The organism is Streptomyces nojiriensis (assembly GCF_017639205.1).
Classification (GTDB): Bacteria; Actinomycetota; Actinomycetes; order Streptomycetales; family Streptomycetaceae; genus Streptomyces; species Streptomyces nojiriensis.
Window position 1 is genome coordinate 5,863,822 of sequence record NZ_CP071139.1, and the last position, 22,842, is coordinate 5,886,663.

Consider the following 22,842-nt stretch of genomic DNA (forward strand, 5'->3'; position numbering starts at 1 on the left):
ATATCCGCTTGAGTTTTCCCGCGGCGGGTCGCCTGACCGAACGGCGACCGCCTGAACGGGAGATCGGGGGTGCCACTCGTGCGGATCGGACTGCTCACGGAAGGTGGTTATCCGTATGCCACGGGAGAGGCGAGGCTGTGGTGCGACCGGCTCGTGCGCGGGCTCCCGCAGCACGAGTTCGAGATCTACGCACTGAGCCGCAGCGCCGAGCAGGAACGCGCCCGGGTGCCACTGCCCGAGCACGTCACCCGGGTCCGGACGGCCCCCCTGTGGGCCCCTGCCGACGACGGGCGGACCTACTCCCGGCGGGAGCGCCGGCGGTTCCTGGACTGCTTCAAGGAGCTGGTCCACGGGATCTGCGCCGGCGAGGCGCAGCCCTTCGCCGCCGGGCTGTACGGGCTCGCCGGACTCGCCCGCGAACAGGGCGGGATGTACGCGGCCCTGCGCTCCGAGTCCGCGGTGCGGGCCCTGGAGTCCGCCTGCCGGGCGCCGGGCGCCGCTCGCACCGTACAGGCCGCGCAGGTGGCCGACCTGCTGGAGTTCGCGGACGAACTGGAGGTCATGCTGCGGCCGCTGTCCCTCGACTGGTACGGGGAGGACGCCCGGGCAGGGGGCGGTCTCGGCGAGGCCGACATCTGCCACGCGGCCGCGGGCGGCGTGGCGGCGCTCCCCGGACTCCTGGCCAAACGCTTCTTCGGGGTCCCGCTGCTGGTCACCGAGTACGGGGTGCAGCTCCGGGCCCACTACCTGGCCCAGCTCGACAACCGCGGCGAGCCGGAGACCCGCCCCGCCGTACGGGCCCTGCTCGCAGCCTTCCAGCTGCGGCTCGCCACCGAGATCTACGCCCGGGCCGACTTCCTGACCCCCGGGAACGCGCACGCCCGGCGCTGGCAGGAGCGGTGCGGGGCGACCCGGGAACGGCTGCGGACCGTCTATCCCGGGATGGAGGCGGACCGATTCGCCACCGTCGGCGAGGCCGCTGACCTCGGGGACCCCGACACCCTGGTGTGGGTCGGCCGGATCGAGCCCGCCAAGGACCTCATCGCCCTGCTGCACGCCTTCGCCGAGGTCCGCCGGGCCGCGCCCGACACCAGGCTGCGGATCTTCGCCACGGCCACGGCCCCCGGCTACCTCGCCGACTGCCGCTCCCTGGCCGCCCAGCTCTTCCCCGACGAGGCCGCCGACTCGGTCACGGCCGGGGAGAACCCGGTCACCTTCGAGGAGATCGGCGGACCCGAAGTCCCCACCACGGCCGAGGCGTACGGCGCCGGGCGCGTCGTCGTCCTGTCCTCCGTGATCGAGGGCTTCCCGGTCACCCTCGCCGAGGCGATGCTCTGCGGGCGCGCCACCGTCTCCACCGACGTGGGCGCGGTCCGCGAGGTCATCGGAGGCACCGGGCTCGTCGTCCCGCCGCGCAATCCCCGGGCGCTCGCCGAGGCCTGCCTGTCCCTGCTGCGGGACCCCGAGCGGGCGCAGCGGCTCGGCGCCGCCGCCCGGGCGCGGGCCCTGGAGCTCTTCACCGTCGAGCAGAACGTGGCCGCCTTCCAGGAGATCTACCTGCGGCTGCTGGCCAAGGGCTCCGCGCGGCCCGACGGCGAGATCCCCTTCGCCCGGCCCCCGGAGGCCCGGGTGCCCGGCCACTGGACCAGCCCGACGTGGGCCCCCGCCCCCGAGCCGTCCCCGGAGGCCGCCGTATGACCACCATCGACCCCGAGATCACGGCCCCGCCGAATTCAGCCCCGCCGGCGTTACCCCCAGCCCCGCCGGCGTTTGAGGCGCGGGGGTCCGGGGGCAGCGCCCCCGGCAACGCCGGCGAGGCTGAACGGGTCGGCGGGACGGCCGCGAGGCCGGTGCGGCGGCGGGCCGGCGGGGACCCCGTCAAGGCCCTGCTGCACCGGCACCGGGAACTGTGCGAGCGCGCCGTCGACCCGCTGGAGATCGCCGCCGGGCTGGAAGCCCACGGCATCACCGACCGCACCGCCGCACGGTTCCGGCACCGGGACGTCTTCTCGCTCGCCGAGGAGCTGTACGCGCGCAGCCCCCACGAGGAGGTCGCCGCCGCCGCACCCGCCCTGGTCCCGGCCGGCCCCGACGCCTTCCGCGCCGTCGGCTACGCGCTGCTGCCCGCCGCCCTCGCCTGCGCCGCGGCCGCCGCCGGTCAGGCGTGGGCCGGGGCCGCCGCCGTGACCGCGGTCGCCGCCGCCCTGGTGTGGCCCGGGCGGGCCGCCGGGGGCCGCTTCCCCTACGCGGCGCACGTGCTGGCCGCGGCCGTCGCCGGCTGGGCCGTGTACCGGCACGGCACGGCCCTCGCCGTCGGCCTGGCGCTGGCCGTCGTCCCCGGGCACCTGGCCGCCGTCGCCTTCGCCGCCGGGGCGCGGGCCCGGCTCGACGGGAGCCGCGCCCTGGAGGACTTCGCCGACCGGGCGCGTCCGCTCCTGCTGGCGGCCGTCGCCCTGTTCACCGGGGCCGCCGCCGCGGCCGCGGCGCTCGCCGGAACACCGCTCCCGGTGGCCGTGCCCCTCGCGCTGCTGCTCTTCCTGACCCGGCTCCTGCTGCGGCACGGAGCCCACCGCGCCCCCGTCGGCGCGGCCCTCGCCCTCGCCCTGGTCCCCGTCCCCGCGGCGGCCCTCGCCGCCGTGGCCGGACTCCTCGTACACGCCGTGCTCGCCCTGGCCCGCGCCTCCGCGCATGCACGGCCCTGACGTCCCCGGGACGTCCCCAGACCTTCGGAGCCGACGCCGAGGCGCTTTACCCGTACCCCGCCCCACCCATCCGTCCATCCGTCCGCAAGGAGACACAGACATGACCGGCCAGCCAACCAACCAAGGGGTCACGCGATGAGGGTGCTGCTGATCGGAGCCAACGGATACCTCGGCCGCTACGTCGCCGACCGGCTGCTCGCCGACCCCGCCGTCCAGCTCACCGCGCTCGGCCGCGGCGACGACGCCGACGTCCGCTTCGACCTCGCCACCGGCAGCCCCGGCGCGCTCACCCGCTTCCTCGACGCCGTCCACCCGGGCGTCGTCATCAACTGCGCCGGAGCCACCCGGGGCGGGGCCCGGGAACTCACCCGGCACAACACCGTCGCCGTCGCGACGATCTGCGAGTCGCTGCGCCGCAGCGGCTGCGGGGCCCGCTTGGTGCAGCTCGGCTGCGCCGCCGAGTACGGGCCCAGTCAGCCCGGATCGTCCACGGCCGAGGACGCCGTGCCGAGACCGGGCGGACCGTACGGGGTGAGCAAACTGGCCGCCACCGAACTGGTCCTGGGCTCCGGACTCGACGCCGTCGTCCTGCGGATCTTCTCGCCCGTCGGCCCCGGCACCCCCGCCGGATCCCCGCTCGGCCGGCTCGCCGAGGCCATGCGCCGCGCGATGCAGGCGGGCGACGGCGAGCTGAAGCTCAGCGGGCTCGGCGTGCAGCGCGACTTCGTGGACGTACGGGACGTGGCGCGGGCCGTGCACGCCGCCTCGCTGTCCGCCGCCCAGGGCGTGGTCAACATCGGCACCGGCCGCGCGGTCCGGCTGCGCGACGCGGCCGGGGTCCTCGCCCGGGTCGCCGGGTACGCGGGCGCCCTGCACGAGCTGGACGTCCCGCACGGCGGACCCCAGCAGACGCACGGGCACCCCGGCCGCCCGGGCGGACTCGGCGCCATCGGATCGCCCCGCTCCGAGGCCACCACCGAGCAGATGGCCGCCGCGGCTCCCCAGTCGTACCCGTACCCGGACGGTTGCGGAGCCTGGCAGCAGGCGGATGTCCGTACCGCGCGCGACCGGCTCGGCTGGCGGCCCCGGATCAACCTGGAGGAATCCCTCGCGGACATCTGGATGGAGGCGGCGTGCCGTATCTGACGACGCCGCCCGGGGCCGTGACCGCCGCCGCGACCGAGGCCGGCCGTCTCGGCCTCGGCATCCCGGGCTACGCGCACCCGCTGCTCGCCCCCGTCGAGTGGGCCGAGCTGACCCGCCCCGGCACCCCGCTGCACTGGGCCGTGCTCAACGTGGCGGACGGCCCGGGCGGGCGGCCCGATCCGCACTGCACGGAAGCGGCCGCGAAGCTGCGCCGCACGGGCGGCATGATCCTCGGTCATCTCGCGATGCGGGACGGCTCGCGGTCCTTCGGGGAGCTGGTCTCCGACGCCCACCGCTTCCGCGACTGGTACGGGGTCGCCGGCTTCTACCTGGCCGGGACCCCGGCCGGCAAGGCGGAGCTGGCCTCGGTGAGCCGGGTCGTGGACACCCTCCGGGGGCTCGGCGAGGACCTGCGGATCGTGCTCGGACACGGCACGCACCCGTACGAGGGCTATGCGGAGGCCGCCGACCAGCTGGTCACCTTCTCCGGGGCCTGGTCCGACTACCGCTGGTCGCAGGTGGCCGAGTGGACCGCGGACCATCCGGCGGAGCGGTTCTGCCACCTCGTCCACGGGGTGCCGCGCGCGCATCTGGAGGAGGCGATGCGGATCGCCCGCTGGCAGGGGGCGGGCACGATCTGGTTCACCGACCGGCTCGGGACGCGCGGCAGCGACCCCTGGGCCTCAATGCCCGCGTACTGGGACGAAATCGTCTCAAGGATCGGGACAGGTGTCTTGGAATGAAGACGGGCGTGGCAGTGTTACTGGGAGAACAACCATCAGTTTGCTCCCTGCACCTGCGGGGATGCTCCCATCTTCGGAGTGCCCGTGTCGCTGCCACCGCTGGTCGAGCCAGCAGCTGAGCTCACCGTTGACGAGGTCCGTCGGTATTCGCGGCACCTGATCATCCCGGACGTCGGGATGGACGGCCAGAAGCGCCTGAAGAACGCCAAGGTGCTGGCCGTGGGTGCCGGCGGTCTCGGTTCGCCCGCCCTCATGTACCTGGCCGCGGCCGGCGTCGGCACGCTGGGCATCGTGGAGTTCGACGAGGTCGACGAGTCGAACCTGCAGCGCCAGATCATCCACAGCCAGGCGGACATCGGCCGTTCCAAGGCCGAGTCGGCCCGTGACAGCGTGCTGGGCATCAACCCGTACGTGAACGTGGTCCTTCACGAAGAGCGGCTCGAAGCCGAGAACGTGATGGAGATCTTCAGCCAGTACGACCTCATCGTCGACGGCACGGACAACTTCGCCACGCGCTACCTGGTGAACGACGCCTGCGTGCTGCTGAACAAGCCGTACGTGTGGGGCTCGATCTACCGCTTCGACGGCCAGGCCTCGGTCTTCTGGTCCGAGCACGGCCCGTGCTACCGCTGCCTCTACCCGGAGCCCCCGCCGCCGGGCATGGTCCCGAGCTGCGCCGAGGGCGGCGTGCTGGGCGTGCTCTGCGCGTCCATCGGGTCGATCCAGGTGACCGAGGCCATCAAGGTCCTCACGGGCGTCGGCGAGCCGCTGGTCGGCCGTCTGATGATCTACGACGCCCTGGAGATGCAGTACCGCCAGGTCAAGGTCCGCAAGGACCCCGACTGCGCGGTCTGCGGTCCGAACGCGACCGTCACCGAGCTCATCGACTACGAGGCCTTCTGCGGCGTCGTGTCGGAGGAGGCCCAGGAGGCGGCCGCCGGTTCGACGATCACTCCCAAGCAGCTCAAGGAGTGGATCGACACCGACGAGCCCATCGAGATCATCGACGTCCGCGAGATCAACGAGTACGAGATCGTCTCGATCCCCGGCGCGAAGCTGATCCCCAAGGGCGAGTTCCTGATGGGCACCGCCCTCCAGGACCTGCCGCAGGACAAGCGCATCGTCCTGCATTGCAAGACGGGTGTCCGCAGTGCGGAAGTCCTCGCCGTCCTGAAGTCCGCGGGCTTCGCGGACGCGGTGCACGTCGGCGGCGGCGTGATCGGCTGGGTCCACCAGATCGAGCCCGAGAAGCCGGTCTACTAGGCCGGGCTTCCCGGCCGGTCCACCAGCAGTGGCCCGAAGGGGCCGTACCCCGGGCGACCGGGGTACGGCCCCTTCGGCGTTCGTCCCGCGGACCGGATCAGGCGGCCGACGACTCCGGCGCCTCGGGCGGCGGCGTCGGGTTCGGGGCCGCGGTGCAGACGGTGCCCTCGGGCGGCGTCTTCCCGTCCAGCAGGTAGCTGTCGACCGCCTTCTGCACGCACGGGTCGCCGCTGTTGTACGCGCCGTGCCCCTCGCCCTTGTAGGTGAGCTCCACGCCCACGCCCGGGCCGAGCCGCTCCACCATCTTGCGGGCGCCCTCGTACGGGGTGGCCGGGTCACCGGTGTTGCCGATCACCAGGATGGGGTCGGAGCCCGGCGCCGAGACGTCGGGGGTCTCCCAGGTGCCGGGGACCGGCCAGCCGGTGCACGACATCATGCCCCAGCCGAGGAGGTCCCCGAAGACCGGAGACGCGGCCCGGAACTCCGCCAGCTTGGCCTTCGTCTGCTCCAGGGTGTTGCGTTCCTTGTCGTCCACGCAGTTGATCGCGGTGTTGGCCGCGCCGATGTTGCTGTAACGCCCCTGCTGGTCACGGCCGTTGAGCGCGTCGGACAGGGCCATCAGCAGCTGCCCCTGACCGCCCTCCGCCTCGTCGAGGCCCTGTTCCAGCAGCGGCCACAGCTCCTTCGAGTACAGGGCCTGCGCGATGCCGTTGGTCGCCTGGGTCTCGGTGAGCATCCGGTCCCCGATGCCCGGGATGGGCTTGGCGGCCAGCGCCTTCTGCAGCTTGATGATGTCGGCCTCGATCTCCTTGGGCGTGCTGCCCCGGAGCCGGCACTCGTCACCGCGGTCCACGCAGTCCTGGGCGAAGTTGCCGAGCGCGAGCTGGAATCCCTTGGCCTGGCCCAGGGCGCTCTCCTCGGCGGTCTTGGTCGGGTCCACGACGGCGTCGAAGACGGCCCGGCCGACGTTCTTCGGGAAGAGGTGGGCGTAGACCCCGCCGAGCTCGGTGCCGTAGGAGATGCCGAAGTAGTTCAGCTTCTCGTCACCGAGGGCCTGGCGGATGCGGTCCAGGTCGCGGGCGGCGTTCTCGGTGCCGACGCGGGGGAGCAGCTCGGCGGAGTTCTTCTCGCAGGCCGCCTGGTACTTCCGGATGTTCTCGAGGAAGGCCTTCTCCTCCGCCGGGGTCTCGGGGGAGGAGTCCTCGCTGAAGTACTGGTCCAGCTGCTTGTCGTTCTCGCACAGGACCGGATCGCTGCCGCCCACCCCGCGCGGGTCGAAGCTCACCAGGTCGTACCGGGCGCGCAGGGCCTCGTACTCCTTCGCGGCGCCCGGCAGCGTACTGATGCCCGAGCCGCCGGGTCCGCCGAAGTTGAAGACCAGCGAGCCCAGCCGGTTCTTCTGGTCCCGGGCCTTGGCCCGGATCAGGGCGATCGGGATCGTCTCGCCCTCGGGCTTCGCGTAGTCGAGCGGGACGTCGAGGGTGGCGCACTGCCAGTCCTTGGGCGGGGCCTGGCCGCCGCCCTGGGCGGCGGTCGGGGCCTCGCAGTCGCCCCATTTCAGGGGCTTGACCTCCGGGGTGCCGTCGGCCGTCGTCTTCTTCCCGTCGCCGTCTGCGGAACAGGCGGCCGTGGCGATCAGCCCGGCGGCGAGCGTGGCGGCGGCGGTGACCCGCCAGGCGTGTGTCGGCATGTCCCCATCCTGTGGGCCCCGCGGCGACCCCGCCCGTGCGCTGACCCGAACGGGGGGCCGCCCGCCCGCCTTCCGGCCCGCCGCTCAGTAGCCGTACACGCTCAGCTCCGTGATCGCGGCGAACAGGTGCTCCCAGGTCTCGGCGGAGGGCGAGCCGTCGGCCAGCGCCCCGGGATCCAGGGCCGCCATCGCCTCCCGGAAGTCCCCGATGCCGTCCTCGGCCGGGTACGAGGACCAGCAGGCGCCCATGTACCGGCGTACACCGTCGAGGAACCCGACGAAGGACGCCAGGTCCCGGGCCAGCGGGATGACGGACTCCTGGTACATGTGCACCGCGCCGGTGACGCGGTGGACGCCCACCAGGCCCGGGTCCGTGTACCCGAAATCGAAGGTTCCGAGGTGCAGGAGGTCCTCGTCCCCGGCCTCCGGAGCCTGCGCGGTCAGCGGCCGCAGCAACTCCGGGGCGACCTCGAACGAGCTGACGCCCGCGGCCCAGTGGCGCGGCAGCCCGACCCCGCTCAGGAACTCCCGGGTGGCCGGGTGCTCCAGCGCGTCCGGGAGCTCGTCGGCGGGGACGCGGGTGACCCACGCGTCCCCGAAGGTCCGGGCGAGTCCGGCGGCGGTGAGCGGGCCGGAGCCGCGCGTGCCCGGGCGGAACCACGGGGTGTCCTCGGCCGACGCCCAGGAGGAGGAGTCGGCGGTGCCCCGGGGCCAGTCGGCGAGCGCCGCGGCGTTCTCCTCCACCACGACGACCCCGCGCGCCTCCGCGTACAGGTAGCGGCCGCCGCCGAGCGGAACCGGCTCCTCCCAGGTGCCGGGGCAGTTCAGCGCCCGGCTCTCCTCGTACGCGTCGAACAGCCAAGGGCCGTCCGGATCTTCCACCTCGCGCTCCACGGCCGCACCGTCGGCCGGTGCGGGCAGCCGGCGTCCCGTTTCCAGGTCGAACCACGCGTCCTCGCACCACAGGGCCCACACCTTCACGGCCGCGCCCCCGTCGAGGTCGTACACCTCGGCGGTGTGGTCACCGCTGAGGTTCGGCTCGGCCACGTAGGCGCCGACGGGCCGCCACCAGGCCCACACCGTCCGCCAGGGCAGCCCCGGTTCGGCCTCGGCGACGCGGGCGGCGTAGTCGTGGTGCCCGAGCACGGTCGCGGCGAAGTGCAGCCAGGAGGCGAACTCCGCCCGCCCCACGTCGGCCCGCCCGAAGACGGCCTCGGCCTGCGTGAACACCTCCCGCCCGATGCCCCCTCCACCGGCGGCCCCGCCCCGCAGGGCCGCCCGGTCCGCGCGCAGCACCGCGGCCGGATCGTCGAACGGGCAACGGCTGTCCTGGTCTTCACTCATGGACGCATGCTGCCACCCGCCTGGGACACCGCCCCCGCCGGGCGGATCATCCGGCCACGCCGGCGTTCGAGGCGCGGGCGCGAAGCGCCGTGGCGGGTACGGGAGCGCCCCGGTGCCGAATCCGCCGGCCGGAGCCGGAGGCTAGATGGCTTCCTTGCGGGTCAGGAAGTTGAACGAGATCCACCCCGGCAGCACCGGCAGCCAGAAGGTCATCAGACGGAACAGCAGTACCGCCGAGATCGCGACCTCCTTCTCCAGACCCGCCGCGATCAGCCCGAGGGTCAGCGTGGTCTCCACCGCGCCCATGCCGCCCGGTGTCGGCGCCGCCGATCCGAGCGCGTTGCCCGCCAGGAACACCACCGCGATGCTCGCGTAGCTGATGGCCTCGCCGCCGCCGAACGCGCGGATCGACGCGTCCAGGCACATCACGAAGCAGCCCGTCAGCAACAGCATCCCGCCGATGCCGGTCAGCAGCTTCTTCGGCCGCTGGAGCACGTCCAGCATGCGCGGCACCACGCCCGCGAACAGCGCCCGTACCCGCGTCACCACGAACTTCCGCAGGAACGGGACCGCCGTCACCACCAGCACCAGCACGGCCACCGTCAGCAGACCCGCGATGACCGCGCGGGACGGGGTCATCTCCGGGGTCTTCTCGGTCCCGGTCAGATAGCCGAACGACAGCAGCAGCAGGATGTGGCTGGCCAGCCCGAACAGCTGGGAGGCGCCCACGCTCGCGACCGCCAGCCCCGGCCGGACCCCCGCCCGCTGCAGGAACCGCGTGTTCAGCGCGACACCGCCGACGGCCGCCGGGGCCACCAGCTTCACGAACGATCCGGCCACCTGCGCGACCACGGTCCGCAGGAACGGCACCCGCTCCGGGACGAAGCCCAGCAGGCTCATCGCCGCCGCGAAGTAGGTCAGCGCCGAGAAGGCGAGCGCCGCCCCGACCCAGCCCCACTGCGCCTGGCCGATGATGGTCGCGAAGTCCACGTGGGCGAGCTGCGTGAGCAGGAAGTACGCACCGAACGCGCCCGCGATGAACGAGACCAGCGTGCGCGGCCGGATCCGCTCCAGCCGGGCCGGCTCCACCGGCGCCTGCGGCCGGATCAGCAGCACCTGGTGGCGGATCTGGGTCAGCAGATCCTCCTCGCGGGCCCCGTCCAGCGCATCCTCCAGGGCCTTCTTCTCGGCCTTGCGGTCGGCGGCGGCCGAGGCGGAGACCGGGGTCGCGGAGGCCGCGGACTCCGCCTCGCGCGCCGCCTTCGCCGCCCGCGAGGACTCCAGTACGGCCTCGCGCTGCCGCTCCGCCCGCTCCCGGGCCAGCTTGCGCAGCGTGGCCCGGGTGGAACGGCTCAGCGCGATCGGCTGGAGCAGCGGCAGACAGTCCGCCACCGCGTCCGGGCCGAGCACCGACACGGCCGAGGCCACCGCGCGCTCGGCGCCGACCCGCAGGCCGAGCGTGGTCAGCAGCTGGGCGATGTCCATCCGGAGCACCAGGTCGCCGGCGGCGATCTCGCCGCCGCGCAGGTCGGTCAGGATGACATTGCCGGAACGATCCACCACAAGGGCGTCCCCGGTGAGCCGGCGGTGCGCGATCCGCCGCGACTGCAGGGCCCGTACCTGCTTCCACGTGTGGTGGATCAGCTCGTCGGTGATCTCCTCGTCGGCGAGCGCGTCCAGCGCCCGGACGTCCAGGTGCTCGTACACGAGCATCACCGCGTCCGGACCGAGCTCGGAGGTGGCGATCAGCTTCGGCGCGTTCGCCCCGGCCGCGATGGCCGCGTAGGCGAGGAGCGCCTCCTGCTCCAGCGCCTGGCGCAGCGACTGCAGGCTGCGCCCGGTGGTGATGCCGCGCAGGGTGAGCCGGCGCCAGACCCGGTAGAAGAAGCCGTGGGCCTGCTGCTCGCGGTCGACGATCGTGACGTCCAGCGGCGGCCCGTCCTCCAGGGTCACGTGGTAGCGGCGACCCCGGTCGTTGGCCTCGGAGGGCTCGGGGCCCTCGGGCATCTCGGCGCGCATCGCGCTGACCGGCTGGAAGCCGACCCGGCGCAGTCCGGCGAGGAGGTGCTGGCCGGTGGGGCGGACGTTGGGCGAGCCGACGGCGTACAGGGTGCCGTAGGCGACGCTCCAGCCGATCAGCACCGTGAGGATGATCGAGAAGGGGGTGGTGTAGCCGTTGACCAGCATGGCGAAGGCGTTGAGCAGGAGGACCATCCACAGGGCGACGCGCCAGTGGGGTCTGCGGGTCATCCCGACCGCGGTCATGTACGCGATGACGGGCGCGAGGTAGCCGTGCACCGGGTCGGTGAGGGTGCCACCGGCCGCGGGGCGGGTCAGGGCGTCCTGGATGGTGTCGGGGGCGGCCTGCGAGACCCACAGGTCGGTGGCGAGGGTGACGCCGTGCGCGAGGACGGCGGCGAGCACGCCGTCGGCGATGCGCAGCCCGTCGCGTTTGATCAGCCGCTCGATGGCGAAGGCGACGGGCAGCAGCAGCACCGCGATGCTGGAGACCAGGGCGGCGACCTTGATCAACAGGGCGGGTGCCTGGCCGGTGCCCTTGCTGATGTCCTCCTCCAGACCCACGGTGGTGCCGTGGGCGAAGGCGGCGATGGCGAGGAGGACGGCGATGCCGAGGATGCCGACGAGCAGGCGTACGAGGTCGGACGGCCGGTGCACGCGGGCGGCGAGCAGCGGTTCGTCGACCTCGACCCGGTCGGCGTCGGTGGCGGCGTGACCGTGCGCGTCCTCGGCGGCCTCGGCCGGCTCGGCTTCGGCCGGCTCGGCTTCAACCGGCTCGGCCTCGGCCTCGGCCTCGCCCGTGCGGTCGGTCCGGTCGGTCCGGCCGTCGGGGCGCGGGGGCTCCGGACGGGGCTCCGGGACGGGTTCGGGGCGGGCGGCGCGGCCGTCGTCAGGGCGTGCGCCGTCGTCGGTCGCCGCGCCGTCCGGAGGGCTCACACCCTGCTCCTTCGTCGTCACATCCGTCTCTTCTTGATCACGTATCACCAGTCACCGCCCGGAAGATGGTGGCACGGACCGGCGGGCCTGCGGGGCATCAGGGTGCGCGCCGGTGCGGAAGCGAGACCTCCGCCGGAGCGGGGCCGACGTACTGCACCATGTGCTGAATGAGTGAGGAGCTGCCCGCGTACGCGGAGCGCGTACTGGAGGTGGCCGAGCGTATTCCGCCCGGCCGGGTGATGACGTACGGGGACGTCGCCGAGTGGCTCGGCGAGGGAGGACCCCGCCAGGTCGGGCGTGTCATGGCCCTGTACGGGGGAGCCGTGCCCTGGTGGCGCGTGGTGCGGGCGGACGGCCTGCCGCTGCCCGGCCACGAGGTGCGCGCCCTGGAGCACTACCGGACCGAGGCCACCCCGCTGCGCCTGACCGCGGGCGGCGAGCCGCGGCTGGACATGCGCCGGGCGCGCTGGGACGGGTCCCCCGGACCGGATGGCGGGGAGGACGGCACGCGCGACGAGGCTCACACCTGACAGCTTCGGCCATGCGCGGCCCGGACGGGCGATCGGGCGACGGGCCGAACGCCCGTCCGGGGTACCCGGGGGGACTGCGCGCCGTCGGCCGGTTGCCGTAGCGTTGCCTCTTCGGCTTCCGCGGCGGATTCCGCGCGAGCCGTCACGGCAGCACCGCCACACCCCGCAGACCCACCAGGACCGGCACCCCACGTGATCACCTCTTCCTCCGACCGCACCGAACGGCGGCGTACGCGGACCCCCGACGCGTACCGCCTCGTGCGCACCGGGCCGGAACGGGTGGATCCCCCTGTGCTGGACGCAGCGCAGCGGGCTGTGGTTGACCACACCGGCGGACCACTGCTGGTCCTCGCCGGACCGGGCACCGGGAAGACGACCACGCTGGTCGAAGCCGTCACCGCCCGGGTCGAAGCGGGCACCGACCCCGCCCGGATCCTCATCCTCACCTTCAGCCGCAAGGCGGCGGTGGAACTGCGCGACCGGGCCGCCCTGCGCCTCGGCGGCGCGCGCGCCCCGCAGGCCACCACCTTCCACTCCTTCTGCTACGGACTCGTCCGCGCCCACCAGGACACCGACCTCTTCGCCGACCCGCTGCGGCTGCTGTCCGGCCCCGAGCAGGACGTGATGGTCCGCACCCTCCTGGAGGGCCAGCGCCGGATCCGCTCCATCCGCTGGCCGGACGACCTGCGGGCCGCGCTGACCACGCGCGGGTTCGCCGACGAGGTCCGGGCGGTGCTCGCCCGCGCCCGCGAACTGGGCCTCGGGCCGCAGGCCCTCTCCTCGTTCGCCGACCGCATCGGCCGCCCGGACTGGAAGGCGGCGGCGGCCTTCCTCTCCGAGTACCTCGACGTCCTCGACATGCAGGGCACGCTCGACTACGCGGAACTCCTGCACCGGGCGGTGCTCCTCGCGGAACGCACGCCGTCCCTCGCCTCCGCCTACGACGCGATCTTCGTCGACGAGTACCAGGACACGGACGCCTCGCAGCTGCGGCTGCTGCGCGCCCTGACCGGCCCCGGCGGCACGCTGGTCGCCTTCGGCGACCCCGACCAGTCGATCTACGCCTTCCGCGGCGCCGACATCAACAACGTCCTGGACTTCGGATCGGCCTTCCCCGGCGCGCGGGTCAAGGCCCTCACCGTCGGCCGCCGCTCCGGCGCGGCCCTGCTGGCGGCCACCCGGCTGCTCACCACCCGGATGCCGGTCCCGCGACTGCCGGCCGAGGCGGTCCGCGCGCACCGCGATCTCGCGCCGGTGCGGGAGGGCGGGCGGGTGGAGGTCTTCACGTACCCGACGGCGGGCGCCGAGCTGGACAACATCGCCGACATCCTGCGGCGGGCCCACCTGGAGGACGGGGTGCCCTGGCAGGAGATGGCCGTCTTGGTCCGTGCGGGCGGCCGCACCCTCCCGGCGATGCGCCGCGCCCTGATCTCGGCGGGAGTCCCGGTCGAAACGGACGGCGCGGACACCCCCCTGCGCCACGAACCGGCGGTCTCCCCCCTCCTGACGGCCCTCCGCGCCGCAGCCACCACCGCCGAGTCCGACCCTGGGCGGAGCCCCGCCGTAGCCGTGGGCGACCCGGCGCAGGCCGCGGACGAGGGCGAGCCCGCCGGCGCCGAGCCGAACCCGGGGCGCAGCCCCGAAGCCCCTACCGGCTCCGCCGACGCGCCACCGTCCGCTCCGCAGGACCGGGCCGAAGCGGCGGCGCCGGGCGCGGACCTCTCGGGAGTCGCCCCCGAAGCCGCTACCGGCTCCGCCGCCGCGTCGCCGGCCGACCCGTCCGCGCCGCAGGACCGGGCCGGCGTGGCCTCCGGGCAGCACGCCGGCCCCGACGGCGGCCCGGCGCGGCTCGACGGCCCGACGGCGGCCGACGTCGTGGGCGAGCCGGGCGCGGGGCGGAGCCCCGAGGCCGGCACCGGCTCCGCCGCCACCCGGGCCGACGCGGTCGGGGCGGGTCCCGGCGGTCAGGCCGACGAGCTCGCTCGCACTGTAGGGGCGGGTGGGCGGGAAGCATCCCCCGCCGCAGCCGACCCCGACGCCGTCGAGCCCGCCCCGGGGGGCTTCGCCGACCCCGCCGGGGGCGACGCGGCCGGGGGCGACGCCGCCGGGGGTGTCACCGTCGAGGCCGCCCTCACCCTGCTCGCCTCCCCCCTCGGCGGGATGGACGCCGCCGACCTGCGGCGGCTCGGCCGTGCCCTGCGCGACGAGGAGCGCGCCGCCGGCGTCAAGGTGCCCGCGCCCTCCGACGTACTGCTCGCCCGCGCCCTCGCCGAGCCCGAGCGGCTCACCGCCCACGACCCCGCCTACGCCCGCGGCGCGCAACGCCTCGGCCTGCTCCTGCGCAAGGCCCGCGAGCTGCTCCAGGGCGGCGGCACCGCCGAGGAGGCCCTGTGGGTCCTCTGGGACGGCACCCCCTGGCCGCAGCGGCTGGAGCGCAGCGCCCGCCGCGGCGGCGCGGCCGGCCGCAACGCCGACCGCGACCTCGACGCCGTCTGCGCCCTCTTCGACACCGCCGCCCGCGCCGAGGAACGCACCGGCGGCCGCGGCGCGCTCAACTTCCTCGAACAGCTGGAGGCGGAGGACATCGCCGCCGACACGTTGACGGCCCGCGCCACCCGCCCCGACGCCGTCCGGCTGATGACGGCCCACCGCTCCAAGGGACTGGAGTGGTCCCTCGTCGTCGTCGCCGGCGTCCAGGAGGGCCTGTGGCCCGACCTCCGCCGCCGCGGCTCCCTCTTGGAGGCCGACCGCATCGGCCGCGACGGCCTCGCCGAGCCCCTCACCCCCGGCGCCCTGCTCGCCGAGGAGCGCCGGCTGTTCTACGTGGCCGCCACCCGCGCCCGCGACCGCCTCGTCGTCACCGCCGTCAAGGCCCCCGCCGACGACGGCGACCAGCCCTCCCGCTTCCTCACCGAGCTCGGCGTCACTCCGCGCGACGTCACCGGCCGTCCCCGCCGCCCCCTCGCCGTCGCCGCGCTCGTCGCCGAGCTGCGCGCCACCACCGTCGACCCCGACGCCTCGCCCGCCCTGCGCGACGCGGCCGCCCGCCGCCTCGCCCGCCTCGCCGCGCTCACCGACGACGAGGACCGCCCGCTGGTCCCCGCCGCGCACCCGCAGCGCTGGTGGGGCCTGTACGAGCCCACCCGCAGCAGCGTCCCCCTCCGTGACCGGGACCGGCCCGTCGCCCTGTCCGGCAGCGCCCTGGAGCAGCTCGCCAACACCTGCTCCCTCCAGTGGTTCCTCGGCCGCGAGGTCAAGGCCGACACCCCCTCCACCGCCGCCCAGGGCTTCGGCAACGTCGTCCACGTCCTCGCCGACGAGGTCGCCTCCGGCCGCACCCCCGCCGACCTGGCCGTCCTCATGGAACGCCTCGACTCGGTGTGGGACGCCCTCGCCTTCGACGCCCCCTGGAAGTCCCGCCAGGAGAAGGACAACGCCCGCGCCGCCCTGGAGCGCTTCCTGCGCTGGCACACCACCGACCGCGGCGGCCGCGAGGCCGTGGCCACGGAGCACGAGTTCGACGTCACACTCGAAGCCGGCGAGGTCGCCGTCCGCATCCGGGGTTCCATGGACCGGGTCGAATCGGACCCGCAGGGGCGTGCGTACGTCGTCGACTTCAAGACCGGCAAATCCGCGCCGACCAAGGACGAGGTGGCCCGCCACCCCCAGCTCGCCGTCTACCAGCTCGCCGTGCGCGAGGGTGCCGTCGACGAGGTCTTCGACGGCCTGCGCCCCGCGCCGGGCGGCGCCGAGCTCGTCCAGCTCCGCCAGGGCGCCGCGATCCGCGAGGGCGGCGACGCGGTGCCCAAGGTGCAGGCCCAGCAGCCGCTCGACGGGGAGTGGGTCGGCGACCTGCTGGCCACCGCCGCGGGCCGGGTCCTGGACGAGCGGTTCGCGCCCGCCGCGGGCCGCCACTGCGACCACTGCTCCTTCCGCAGCTCGTGCAGCGCCCGCCCGGAGGGCCGCCAGACGGTCGAGTGAGCTCGCCGGTCGCCGGTCGCGTGTCGGCGCTCGGCGCTCGGCGTTCGGCGGTCGGGGCTGTCGGTGGGGGCGGCTAGCCTTTTTACGTGCCCGCGCGTCCGCCCGCCCTCTCCGACCCCGAGCAGCTCAAGGAGCTCCTCGGGATCCCTTTCACGCCCGAGCAGATGGCCTGTGTCACCGCCCCGCCCGCCCCCCAGGTCGTCGTCGCGGGCGCCGGCTCCGGCAAGACCACCGTCATGGCGGCCCGCGTCGTCTGGCTCGTCGGTACGGGCGCGGTCGCACCCGAGCAGGTGCTCGGCCTGACCTTCACCAACAAGGCCGCCGGTGAACTGTCCGAGCGCGTACGCAAGGCCCTCGCGCGGGCCGGCATCACCGACCCGGACCCCTCCCCGGCCGACCCGGACGCGGCCGGCGGCGAGCCCCGCATCTCCACCTACCACGCCTTCGCCGGACAGCTCCTGAAGGACCACGGCCTGCGCATCGGCCTGGAGCCCAGCTCCCGGCTGCTCGCCGACGCCACCCGCTTCCAGCTCGCCGCGAAGGTGCTGCGCGAGGCCCCCGGCCCGTACCCCTCGCTCACCAAATCGGTCCCCGACCTGGTCGGCGACCTCCTCGCGCTCGACGGCGAACTCTCCGAGCACCTGGTCGAGCCCGAGCGGCTGCGCCTCCACGACACCGAGCTGCTCGGTGTCCTCGCCGGCACCAAGCTCACCAACGAGGACCTCCGCAAGGTCCCCGAGGCCGTGCGCGGCCGCCTCGAACTGCTGGAACTGGTCGTCCGCTACCGCGCCGCCAAACGCTCCCGCGACCTCTTCGACTTCAGCGACCAGATAGCCCTCTCCGCGCAGCTCGCCACCACCCGCCCCGAGGTCGGCGCACTGCTCCGCGAGGAGTTCCGGGTGGTCCTGCTCGACGAGTACCAGGACACCTCCGTCGCCCAGCGGCTCCTGCTGTCCGGCCTCTTCGGCGCGGGCTCCGGCCACGCCGTGACCGCCGTGGGCGACCCCTGCCAGGCGATCTACGGCTGGCGCGGGGCCTCCGTCGCCAACCTCGACGACTTCCCCGAGCACTTCCCGCACGCCGACGGGACCCCCGCCACCCGGCTCTCCCTCAGCGAGAACCGGCGCAGCGGCGGCCGCCTGCTGGACCTCGCCAACGGACTCGCCGCCCCGCTGCGCGCCATGCACGAGGGCGTGGAGGCACTGCGCCCGGCGCCGGGCGCCGAGGCCGCCGGGCAGGTCCGCTGCGCCCTGCTGGAGACCCACGCGCAGGAGCTCGACTGGCTCGCCGACTCCGTCGCCCACCTGGTCCGTACCGGGACGGAGCCGCGCGAGATCGCCGTACTGTGCCGCTCCGCCGGGGACTTCGCGCAGATCCAGGCCGTGCTCGTGGACCGGGACGTGCCGGTGGAGGTCGTCGGGCTCTCCGGGCTGCTGCACCTGCCCGAGGTCGCCGACCTCGTCGCCGTCTGCGAGGTCCTCCAGGACCCGGGCGCCAACGCCTCCCTGGTCCGGCTGCTGATCGGCCCGCGCTGGCGGATCGGCGCGCGCGACCTGGCCCTGCTGGGCCGCCGGGCGCGGCAGCTGGTGAGCCGCGCGCCCGCCGGGTCCGACCCGGACGAACGCCTCGCGGCGGCCGTGGAGGGCGTGGACCCGGCGGAGATCGTGTCGCTGGCCGACGCCCTGGAGACCTTCCTCGACGGCGCCGGACAGGCCCCGGACGACCTCCCCTTCTCGGCGGAGGCCCGGATCCGCTTCGCGCACCTCGCCCAGGAACTGCGCGACCTGCGGCGCTCCCTCGCGGACCCGCTGATGGACGTCCTGCACCGGGTGCTGACCGCCACCGGCCTGGAGGTGGAGCTGTCGGCCTCCCCGCACGCGCTGGCGGCCCGCCGCCGCGAGACCCTGTCGAACTTCATGGACGTGGCGGCCGGTTTCGCCGCCCTCGACGGCGAGGCCACGCTGCTGGCCTTCCTGGCCTTCCTGCGCACGGCCGCCCAGTACGAGAAGGGCCTGGACCACGCCCTGCCCGGCGGCGAGAACACGGTCAAGGTGCTCACCGCCCACAAGTCCAAGGGCCTGGAGTGGGACGTCGTGGTGGTCCCGGACCTGTGCGCGGGCGCCTTCCCGAAGGAGAAGCCGCCGGAGGCCTGGACCTCGTACGCGAAGGTGCTCCCGTACGCGCTGCGCGGCGACGCCCCCACCCTGCCCGGGGATCCGGCCTGGACCTCGGCGGGCCTGAAGGCCTTCAAGGCCGCGCTCAAGGACCACAAGTCGGTGGAGGAGCTCCGCCTCGGCTACGTGACCTTCACCCGGCCGCGCTCCCTGCTGCTGGCCTCCGGCCACTGGTGGGGGCCGAGCCAGAAGAGGCGCCGCGGCCCGTCGCCGTTCCTCGAAGCCCTGTACGAGCACTGCGCGGCCGGTTTCGGCGAGATCGAGGCCTGGGCGGACGAGCCCGACCCCACCGCCGAGAACCCGGCGCTGTCCGGCGAGTCCACCCCGGACCACTCCTGGCCCCTCCCGCTCGACCCGTACTCCCTCACCCTGCGCCGCGCGGCGGCCGCCCTGGTGGAGTCCTACCTCGCGGCCCCGCCCCCGGAGGAGGACGAGTACCTCTGGCCCCCGGACTGCGAGGAGCCGTGGCCGGCCGAAGACCCCTGGGAACCGGACGCCCCGGCCGACGGCACCTGGCCCCCGGGCCCCCCGGCCGACGGCGCCGGTACGCCTTCGGCGACGACGGAGCCCGGAGCCCCGGCCCGGCCCGGCGACGCTCTGCTGCCGCAGACGCCCGCGCAGCGCCCGGCCGAGGCGGCCGGCACCGCCGGGCCGGACTTCGACGATCCCTGGGCGGCCGAGCCCTGGCCCGAAGCCCGGCCGGGGGACGGCGCGGCCGCGCCGGCTCGCCACGGGGTCCGGGGCAGCGCCCCGGCTCCGGGAAGGGGTGGGGTGGGGGACGAATCCGCCCCTACCGCCGCCGCCGAGCCGCCCGACGACCTCTGGTCCGGCGAAGCCTGGGCAGGTCCGGCCCGGCACCCCGCCGGGCCGGACTTCGACGACCCCTGGGCGGCCGAGGCATGGGCCCGGGGCCTGCCCGGGGACGGCGCGGCCGCGTCGGCGCCCCACGGGGCCCGGGGCGGCGCCCCGGTTCCGGGCGGGGCGGGGGACGCATCCGCCCCGGCCACCCCCGACGCGCCGGACGGGGATCTCCGGGCGGCCGGGGCGGCCCCGCCCTCGGTACGTCCCGTTGCCGGAAGGCGGCCCGGCACGGCAGTGCCCCCCGACCCCGCCGACCCCGCCGGGAGGCACGGCGGTGACCTCGTTCCCGAGGAGGCCCGCGCCGTCGCCTCCTGGGACCGCGATCTCGACGCCCTCGAGGGCGAGCTCCGCCGTGCCCGCGCGGCCGTCCGCGACGTCGAGCTGCCGTCCGCCCTGTCGGCCAGCCAGCTGCTCCGGCTCGCCGCCGACGAGCAGGGCTTCGTACGCGACCTCGCCCGCCCCATGCCGCGGCCCCCGCAGCCCGCCGCCCGCCAGGGCACCCGGTTCCACGCCTGGGTCGAGTCCCGGTTCGACGAGCTGCCGCTGCCCTTCCTCGACGTCCTCGACCCCGTCACCGACCTGCCCGGCGCCGGCTCCGACCAGGAGATCGCCGACGAGGCCGACCTCGACTCCCTCAAGGCCGCCTTCGAACGCAGCCCGTACGCGGACCGCCCCCCCCACCGCATGGAGGCCCCGGTCCAGCTCACCCTCGCCGGCCGGGTCGTGCGCGGCCGGATCGACGCCGTCTACCGCAACCCGGACGGCTCGTACGAGATCGTGGACTGGAAGACCGGCCGCACCACCGAGGCCGACCCCCTCCAGCTCGCCGTCTACCGCGTGGCCTGGGCCGAGGCCACGAACACCCCGCTCGACCGGGTCTCCGCCGCCTTCCTGCACGTCCGCAGCGGCCGCGTGATCCGCCCCCGCAACCTCCCGGACCGCGCCGGCCTTGAGCGGATCCTCCAAGGCGGATCGGACCCGGACGGTGACCACCAGGCGGACAGCTAGGCTCGGGGGCATGAGCGACACCCCGCCGGACAGCGTCGTCCGCACGTACATCGACACCCACCGCGCCGCCTTCCTCGACGACCTCGCCGAGTGGCTCCGCATTCCCTCCGTCTCGGCCCAGCCCGAGCACGCGGGCGACGTACGCCGCAGCGCCGAATGGCTCGCGGCCAAGCTCAAGGAGACCGGCTTCCCGGTCGCCGAGGTGTGGGAGACCCCCGGCGCGCCCGCCGTCTTCGCGCACTGGCCGAGCGAGGACCCGCACGCCCCGACCGTCCTCGTGTACGGGCACCACGACGTGCAGCCCGCCGCCCTCGCCGACGGCTGGCACACCGACCCGTTCGAGCCGGTGGTCCAGGACGGCCGCATGTACGCGCGCGGCGCCGCAGACGACAAGGGGCAGGTCTTCTTCCACACCCTCGGGGTACGGGCGCACCTGGCGGCCACCGGCGCCGCCGCTCCCGCCGTCCACCTCAAGCTCCTCATCGAGGGCGAGGAGGAGTCCGGCTCCCCGAACTTCCGCGCCCTCGTCGAGGCCCGCGCCGCCGAGCTCGCCGCCGACGTCGTGATCGTCTCCGACACCGGCATGTGGTCCGAGACCACCCCCACCGTCTGCACCGGCATGCGCGGCGTCGCCGACTGCGAGATCGACTTCCACGGCCCGGACCAGGACATCCACTCCGGCGCCTTCGGCGGGGCCGTGCCCAATCCGGCCACCGTCGCCGCCCGCCTGGTCGCGGCCCTGCACGACGCCGACGGACGGGTCACGATCCCCGGCTTCTACGACAACATCGCCGAGCTGACGGACGCGGAGCGCGCGCTCATCGCCGAGCTGCCCTTCGACGAGTCCGAGTGGCTGCGTACGGCCAAGTCCCACGCGGCCGCGGGCGAGGCCGGGTACTCCACCCTGGAGCGCGTCTGGGCCCGCCCCACGGCCGAGGTCAACGGCATCGGCGGCGGCTACCAGGGCCCCGGCGGCAAGACCATCGTGCCCGCCTCCGCCCACCTGAAGCTGTCGTTCCGCCTGGTGTCCGGGCAGGACCCCTACGAGGTCGAGGCGGCCGTCAGGGACTGGGTCGCGGCCGGGATCCCGGACGGGATCCGCCACTCCATCACCTTCGGCGCACCGACCCGCCCCTGCCTGACCCCGCTGGACCACCCGGCCCTGCAGTCGGTCGTCCGCTCCATGGGCCGCGCCTTCGGCGAGAAGATCCGCTTCACGCGGGAGGGCGGCTCCGGCCCCGCCGCGGACCTCCAGGACGTCCTGGACGCACCCGTCCTCTTCCTCGGCATCTCGGTACCGTCCGACGGCTGGCATTCACCGAACGAGAAGGTCGAGCTGGACCTCCTGCTCAAGGGCGTCGAGACGACCGCGTACCTCTGGGGAGACCTGGCCGCCCACCACCGCACCACCGCCTGACACCCGACGCACACACCTGCCGTACCGAGCCTGCCTGTCCCACCACCGGGGGAGTTGGAAGTACCTGTGAGCACCCATACCGAGCGCCCTCTCACCGAGCGCCCTCTTTCGCTCGCCGCGCCCAGCGGGATCGACCGCGCCGCGCACCACCGTCTCGACGAGGCGTGGCTCGCCGCGGCCTGGAGCCACCCCACGACCCGTGTCTTCGTCGTCTCCGGCGGCCAGGTCCTGATCGACGACACCCCCGACGGCGGTAGCGGCATCGTGATGACCCCGGCCTTCGAGGCCCCGGTCACCGAGACCCACCGCTACTTCCTGGGCACCGACGAGGACGGCGTACGGTACTTCGCGCTGCAGAAGGACGCGCTGCCCGGCCGCATGGACCAGTCGGCCCGCCCGGCCGGCCTGCGCGAGGCCGGACTGCTGCTGTCCCCGCGCGACGCCGGGCTGATGGTGCACGCGGTGGCGCTGGAGAACTGGCAGCGGATGCACCGCTTCTGCTCGCGCTGCGGCGAGCGCACGGTGGTCGCGGCGGCCGGGCACATCCGCCGCTGCCCGGGCTGCGGCGCCGAACACTACCCGCGCACCGACCCGGCCGTGATCATGCTGGTCACGGACGAGCACGACCGTGCGCTGCTGGGCCGCCAGGTGCACTGGCCCGAGGGCCGCTTCTCCACGCTGGCGGGGTTCGTGGAGCCGGGCGAGTCGATAGAGCAGTCCGTCATCCGCGAGGTGTGGGAGGAGGCGGGCGTCCGGGTCGGCGAGGTCGAGTACGTGGCCAGCCAGCCGTGGCCCTTCCCGTACAGCCTGATGCTGGGCTTCACGGCCCGCGCCACCACCTCCGAGATCACGGTGGACGGCGAGGAGATCGAGGAGGCCCGCTGGTTCTCCCGCGAGGAGCTGCGGGCGGCGTTCGCGTCGGGCGAGGTGCTGCCCCCGTCGGGCATCTCCATCGCCGCCCGGCTGGTCGAGCTCTGGTACGGCGAGCCGCTGCCGAAGGCCGCCGCGTAACCTTCGTCACTTCCCCG

At 74.8% G+C, this 22,842-nt stretch carries 13 protein-coding genes; 10 read left to right on the top strand and 3 right to left on the bottom strand.

Features of this window, described 5'->3' with window-relative positions; translation table 11 throughout:
- Positions 1-78: 78 nt before the first annotated feature.
- The 5 genes from pelF to moeZ all read left to right on the top strand — a co-directional run bounded on the left by pelF (position 79) and on the right by moeZ (position 5,854).
- The gene (pelF, locus tag JYK04_RS27490) at positions 79-1,698 is read left to right on the top strand and encodes a GT4 family glycosyltransferase PelF (RefSeq protein ID WP_189733683.1); all 1,620 of its coding nucleotides are present in this window, start codon (positions 79-81) and stop codon (positions 1,696-1,698) included.
- Positions 1,695-2,702 (top strand): hypothetical protein, encoded by a 1,008-nt coding sequence (locus JYK04_RS27495; RefSeq protein ID WP_189732713.1) that lies wholly within the window; start codon positions 1,695-1,697, stop codon positions 2,700-2,702. Before pelF ends, JYK04_RS27495 begins: the two co-directional genes overlap by 4 nt.
- 135 nt (positions 2,703-2,837) lie before the next feature.
- A complete protein-coding gene (locus JYK04_RS27500) occupies positions 2,838-3,848 on the top strand; it encodes an NAD-dependent epimerase/dehydratase (protein ID WP_189732711.1) in 1,011 nt (336 codons plus the stop codon).
- A complete protein-coding gene (locus JYK04_RS27505; RefSeq protein WP_189732709.1) occupies positions 3,836-4,591 on the top strand; it encodes a spherulation-specific family 4 protein in 756 nt (251 codons plus the stop codon). Before JYK04_RS27500 ends, JYK04_RS27505 begins: the two co-directional genes overlap by 13 nt.
- Positions 4,592-4,675: 84 nt before the next feature.
- Positions 4,676-5,854: an adenylyltransferase/sulfurtransferase MoeZ gene (gene moeZ, locus JYK04_RS27510; RefSeq protein WP_030011110.1), complete on the top strand. Its 1,179-nt coding sequence runs from the start codon at positions 4,676-4,678 to the stop codon at positions 5,852-5,854.
- A 97-nt stretch (positions 5,855-5,951) separates the two neighbouring features.
- Here moeZ and JYK04_RS27515 read toward each other — a convergent pair whose 3' ends face one another.
- From JYK04_RS27515 to JYK04_RS27525, 3 genes are all read right to left on the bottom strand, one after another.
- Entirely contained in the window at positions 5,952-7,544 is a 1,593-nt protein-coding gene (locus JYK04_RS27515) for an alpha/beta hydrolase (protein ID WP_189732707.1), read from the bottom strand.
- Between the two features lie 84 nt (positions 7,545-7,628).
- Positions 7,629-8,888 carry an SUKH-4 family immunity protein gene (locus JYK04_RS27520; protein ID WP_189732705.1) on the bottom strand — a complete coding sequence of 420 codons (1,260 nt, stop codon included), beginning with the start codon at positions 8,886-8,888 and terminating at the stop codon, positions 7,629-7,631.
- Positions 8,889-9,029: 141 nt separating this feature from the next.
- Positions 9,030-11,891 (bottom strand): lysylphosphatidylglycerol synthase transmembrane domain-containing protein, encoded by a 2,862-nt coding sequence (locus JYK04_RS27525; protein ID WP_189732703.1) that lies wholly within the window; start codon positions 11,889-11,891, stop codon positions 9,030-9,032.
- Between the two features lie 119 nt (positions 11,892-12,010).
- Between JYK04_RS27525 and JYK04_RS27530 the strand changes: the two genes are divergently transcribed.
- The 5 genes from JYK04_RS27530 to nudC all read left to right on the top strand — a co-directional run bounded on the left by JYK04_RS27530 (position 12,011) and on the right by nudC (position 22,825).
- Positions 12,011-12,373: an MGMT family protein gene (locus tag JYK04_RS27530; protein ID WP_189732701.1), complete on the top strand. Its 363-nt coding sequence runs from the start codon at positions 12,011-12,013 to the stop codon at positions 12,371-12,373.
- Between the two features lie 258 nt (positions 12,374-12,631).
- A complete protein-coding gene (locus JYK04_RS27535; RefSeq protein ID WP_373297364.1) occupies positions 12,632-16,354 on the top strand; it encodes an ATP-dependent DNA helicase in 3,723 nt (1,240 codons plus the stop codon).
- Between the two features lie 86 nt (positions 16,355-16,440).
- Positions 16,441-20,397 (top strand): UvrD-helicase domain-containing protein, encoded by a 3,957-nt coding sequence (locus JYK04_RS27540; RefSeq protein WP_229874951.1) that lies wholly within the window; start codon positions 16,441-16,443, stop codon positions 20,395-20,397.
- Positions 20,398-20,407: 10 nt separating this feature from the next.
- Complete coding sequence (locus JYK04_RS27545; protein ID WP_189732697.1) at positions 20,408-21,814, top strand: dipeptidase; 1,407 nt, start codon at positions 20,408-20,410, stop codon at positions 21,812-21,814.
- A gap of 54 nt (positions 21,815-21,868) precedes the next feature.
- Entirely contained in the window at positions 21,869-22,825 is a 957-nt protein-coding gene (nudC, locus tag JYK04_RS27550; protein WP_189732695.1) for an NAD(+) diphosphatase, read from the top strand.
- The last annotated feature ends 17 nt before the right edge of the window (positions 22,826-22,842 follow it).